4 tRNA genes and 1 rRNA gene are annotated in these 627 nt (G+C 50.2%); all 5 read left to right on the plus strand.

What is annotated here, in order from left to right:
- Positions 1–80: 80 nt before the first annotated feature.
- Positions 81–166, plus strand: a tRNA-Leu gene (locus PLX19_RS25940).
- An 84-nt stretch (positions 167–250) separates the two neighbouring features.
- A tRNA-Arg gene (locus PLX19_RS25945) sits at positions 251–327 on the plus strand.
- Positions 328–331: 4 nt separating this feature from the next.
- A tRNA-Pro gene (locus PLX19_RS25950) sits at positions 332–408 on the plus strand.
- 1 nt (position 409) lies between these two features.
- A tRNA-Gly gene (locus tag PLX19_RS25955) sits at positions 410–480 on the plus strand.
- Between the two features lie 73 nt (positions 481–553).
- Positions 554–627: ribosomal RNA gene (locus PLX19_RS25960) — 16S ribosomal RNA — on the plus strand; the annotation flags it as partial.

The following is a 627-nucleotide window of genomic DNA, read 5'->3' on the forward strand; positions in this document are numbered from 1 at the left end:
GTGTGGCGGAATTGGCAGACGCACCAGACTTAGGATCTGGCGCCTTTGGCGTGGGGGTTCGACTCCCTTCACCCGCATATGCGGTCGTGGCGGAATGGCAGACGCGCTAGGTTGAGGGCCTAGTGGGGGCAACCCCGTGGAGGTTCAAGTCCTCTCGGCCGCACCAAAAAAAGAAATGAAAAAATACTTGCATTAATTTTACCGCCATGGTATATTAATAAAGTCGCAAAAAACAAACAACATACATTAAGCGCCCGTAGCTCAATTGGATAGAGCGTTTGACTACGGATCAAAAGGTTAGGGGTTCGAGTCCTCTCGGGCGCGCCATTTACGGGAAGTGGCTCAGCTTGGTAGAGCACCTGGTTTGGGACCAGGGGGTCGCAGGTTCGAATCCTGTCTTCCCGACCATGCGGGTGTAGTTTAGTGGTAAAACAAGAGCCTTCCAAGCTCTGGTCGAGAGTTCGATTCTCTTCACCCGCTCTTGAGTTCTTTGAAAACTGAACGAAACAAACAACGTGAAACGTCAATTTTTATTTATGATGCTAGACAAACTTTATTGGAGAGTTTGATCCTGGCTCAGGATGAACGCTGGCGGCGTGCCTAATACATGCAAGTCGAGCGAACCGA

It is taken from the genome of Bacillus sp. BP-3, assembly GCF_028401955.1.
GTDB lineage: Bacteria > Bacillota > Bacilli > Bacillales > Bacillaceae_G > Bacillus_A.